Below are 3,084 nucleotides of genomic sequence, written 5' to 3'. Positions count from 1 at the left end.
ATGACCGGCCGCGCGTTGCGCGACCTGTTTCCCCCGCGCCCCGATCGGCCAATGAGGCCAGTGGTACTGAGCATCACCGCCCTGTCCGCGCCTCCGCTGAGCGGCGTCACCTGCACCGTCGGTCAGGGCGAGGTGCTGGGGCTGGCCGGTCTGTCCGGGTCTGGCCGCAACGCGTTGCTGAAGGCGCTGGTCGGGGCCGTTCCGCGCACTGGCCGCGTGGTTCTAGACGGCTTCGACGTGGCCGCCGACCCGCAGGCCGCCTGGGCCGCAGGGATCGCCTATGTGCCCCGCGACCGGCGTGCCGAAGGGGTGATGCTGCGCCAACCGCTGTCGCGCACGGTGACGCTGCCGCATCTGAGCGCGTTGTCGCATGCGGGGTTTCTGGATCACGCAGCCCAAGCGGCCTTGGTCACACAAAAGGCAGCCGAGGTTCGGCTGAAGGCGCGCAGCCCCGCTCAGGCGGTGGCGGATCTGTCGGGCGGCAATCAGCAAAAGCTGCTGTTTGCCCGTGCCCTTGCCGGCCGGCCAAAGCTGCTGCTGCTTGACGAACCGACGCGCGGCGTCGATGTCGGGGCCAAGTTCGACATCTATGCCCTGATCCGGGCGTTGGCCGATGCGGGGACAGCGGTGATCATCGCGTCTTCCGATCTGCCGGAACTGATCGGTCTTTGCGACCGGATCGCGTTGCTGCAGGGCGGGCGCATCGCCGCCACGCTGCCAACGCAAGGCTTGACCGAGGCGGGCCTGCTCGCCGCCCTTTACGACGGGGAGGCCGCCTGAATGGGGCATCTGTTGCGCAGTTACGGCACCCTGATCGGGATGGCGGCGATCATCCTGTTCTTCTGGGTGATGCTGCCCGATACCTTCATGACCCCGCGCAACTGGCTGAACATGAGCCAGCAACTGGCGATGCTGATCGTGGTGGCAAGCGCGATGACCGTGGTCATGGTGATGGGCGATTTCGACCTGTCGGTAGGCGCAATGGCCTCGCTGGCCGGGGTGGCGGCGGCGGCGCTGTTCACCCTTGGCTATGGGGTGCCGATGGCGCTGGCCGGGGCACTGGCGGTGGGCCTGATTGGTGGCGCGCTGAACGGGGCACTGGTCAGCCTGCTCGGCATCCTGCCGTTTGTGGCCACGCTGGCCACGCTGACCATCTTCAGCGGGGCCGCGTTCCTCGTGTCGGATGGCAAGACAATCTCGGGCAAGGTGATCCCGCAGGCCTTCGCGGATTTCGCCAGAACCGGCATCACGATCGGCACGATTTCGGACAAGCCCGCCGTGCTGCCGTGGCTAACCATCCTGTCGCTGGCAGTGGTGGCGGTGGTCTGGGTGGTCTTGGAACAAACCAGCTATGGCCGCCGCCTGTATGCCATCGGCGGCAATGCCGAAGCCGCGCGTCTGGCGGGCGTCAAGGTCACCCGCCTGCGCCTGACCGCGTTCATGTTCACGGGGGTCGGGGCGGCGGTGGCGGGCCTGATGTATGCCAGCCGTGTGGCATCTGCCAACCCGACGCAGGGTGACGGGCTGATGCTGACGGCGATTGCGGCGGTGTTCCTTGGCATGACGATGACCCGCGATGGCCAGCCCAAGGTGCTGGCCACACTGGCCGGGGTGGTCGTGCTGGGGGTGATGGACAATGGCCTGACCCAGCTGCAGGTCGACAGCTATGTCCGCGAGGTGCTGGTGGGGGCGATCATCCTTGCCGCCGTGTCGATCTCGGCCATCGGGCGGCGCGCGGTCGGTATGCGGTAGAAAGCGGCCTCAGAACAACAGCTTGTACAGATTTCCATTGGTATCCGTCGCCCGCCCGGTGCCGCTGGCGGTGCCCGAACCCACAACGAAAGTACCCTGTACCCGGGTCCCATCGCTGCACACGGCGTAGATCTCGCCATTGTTCACGCCGGCAACGCTGGCAACTTCGGTGCCGATTTCGCCGCCGGTCTTTTTCCAGGTCAGCGACAGCCCCTTGGACCGTGACACCACCTTGGGGCTCAGCGAACTCCAGGTGCCTTCGCATTTCACCCGGTCTGGCAGCCGAAAGGTCAGCGGCCCGGAGGTGCCGCTGGTGTTCTTTGCGGTGGCGACGATGACCAGTGTCGGGTCGGCATTCGCGATCTTGCCTTCCAGGGGATACAGCAGCATGTCGCTCGTCGCACCAACGCAGGCGCACAGCGGCAAGACGGCGGCAAGTCCAAGCATACGAAGGGTCACGGCGCACTTTCCCAGATCATGTCCGCCCCGCGCCTCTGCCATGTCGATCTGCGCGGGCCCTTGCTGGTCGGGTCGGCAGGTCTGGCAAAGGCACATCGGCAAATGTGGACTTTGGCTGGGGCGCCAGGATTCGAACCTGGGAATGGCGGTACCAAAAACCGCTGCCTTACCACTTGGCGACGCCCCAACCGTGCGGCGGTGTTTAGCGAAGCCCCCATGGCGGTGCAAGGGGGCAGCGTGCGATTTTCTGCCCGACTTGCCGTCAGTTGCGGCGGCGGCTAGGACGGGCGCATGGATTGGGACGCGATCATCCTCGGGGCAGGGGCGGCCGGCATGATGGCCGCAATCGAGGCGGGCCGGCGCGGCCGCCGCGTGTTGATCATCGACCACGCCAAGGCACCAGGCGAAAAGATCCGCATTTCCGGTGGCGGGCGCTGCAACTTCACCAACACCGGCATCGCGCCAGACCGCTTTCTGTCACGCAATCCACGCTTTGCCCTTTCGGCGCTAAAGCGGTTCACGCAATGGGATTTCATCGCCCGGATGGACGCTGCAGGCATCGCATGGCACGAAAAGACGCTGGGGCAGCTGTTCTGCGACGGCTCCGCCACGCAGGTCGTGCAGATGCTGGTCCGCGATATGGATCGCGCGGGCGTCACCCTATGGCTTGGTTGCAGCGTCGGCGAAGTCACGCGCGGCCCGCTGGGCTTTCGCGTTGACACCGCAAGGGGCGCGCAGACGGCGGCTTCGGTCGTGGTGGCCACGGGCGGCAAGTCGATCCCGAAGATGGGCGCCACCGGCTTTGGCTACCGCGTCGCCGAAAGCTTTGGCCTGCCGCTGACCGACACCCGGCCCGCTCTGGTGCCGCTGACT

At 66.6% G+C, this 3,084-nt stretch carries 4 protein-coding genes and 1 tRNA gene; 3 read left to right on the top strand and 2 right to left on the bottom strand.

Going from position 1 to position 3,084, the window contains the following annotated elements:
* Both RMO18_RS19090 and RMO18_RS19085 read left to right on the top strand, forming a co-directional pair.
* The coding region (locus RMO18_RS19090; RefSeq protein ID WP_309668073.1) for an ATP-binding cassette domain-containing protein at positions 1–780 on the top strand (780 nt) is incomplete at its 5' end.
* The gene (locus tag RMO18_RS19085; RefSeq protein WP_309668071.1) at positions 781–1,752 is read left to right on the top strand and encodes an ABC transporter permease; all 972 of its coding nucleotides are present in this window, start codon (positions 781–783) and stop codon (positions 1,750–1,752) included.
* A gap of 9 nt (positions 1,753–1,761) precedes the next feature.
* Here RMO18_RS19085 and RMO18_RS19080 read toward each other — a convergent pair whose 3' ends face one another.
* Positions 1,762–2,142 (bottom strand): hypothetical protein, encoded by a 381-nt coding sequence (locus RMO18_RS19080; protein ID WP_309668069.1) that lies wholly within the window; start codon positions 2,140–2,142, stop codon positions 1,762–1,764.
* A gap of 181 nt (positions 2,143–2,323) precedes the next feature.
* A tRNA-Gln gene (locus RMO18_RS19075) sits at positions 2,324–2,398 on the bottom strand.
* A gap of 104 nt (positions 2,399–2,502) precedes the next feature.
* On the opposite strand from RMO18_RS19075, the gene RMO18_RS19070 reads away from it, so the two are divergent.
* The coding region (locus RMO18_RS19070) for an aminoacetone oxidase family FAD-binding enzyme (protein WP_309668068.1) at positions 2,503–3,084 on the top strand (582 nt) is incomplete at its 3' end.

It is taken from the genome of Tabrizicola sp. (assembly GCF_031377265.1).
Lineage (GTDB): Bacteria > Pseudomonadota > Alphaproteobacteria > Rhodobacterales > Rhodobacteraceae > JAUYQR01.
Note: the sequence above shows the minus strand (reverse complement) of the source record. Positions and strands in the feature narration are given on the sequence as shown.

Coding starts and splice junctions, on each gene's coding strand:
- RMO18_RS19080 (WP_309668069.1), bottom strand. CDS start 2,142: ATGCTGCTGTATCCCCTGGAAGGCAAGATCGCGAATGCCGACCCGACA.
- RMO18_RS19085 (WP_309668071.1), top strand. CDS start 781: ATGGGGCATCTGTTGCGCAGTTACGGCACCCTGATCGGGATGGCGGCG.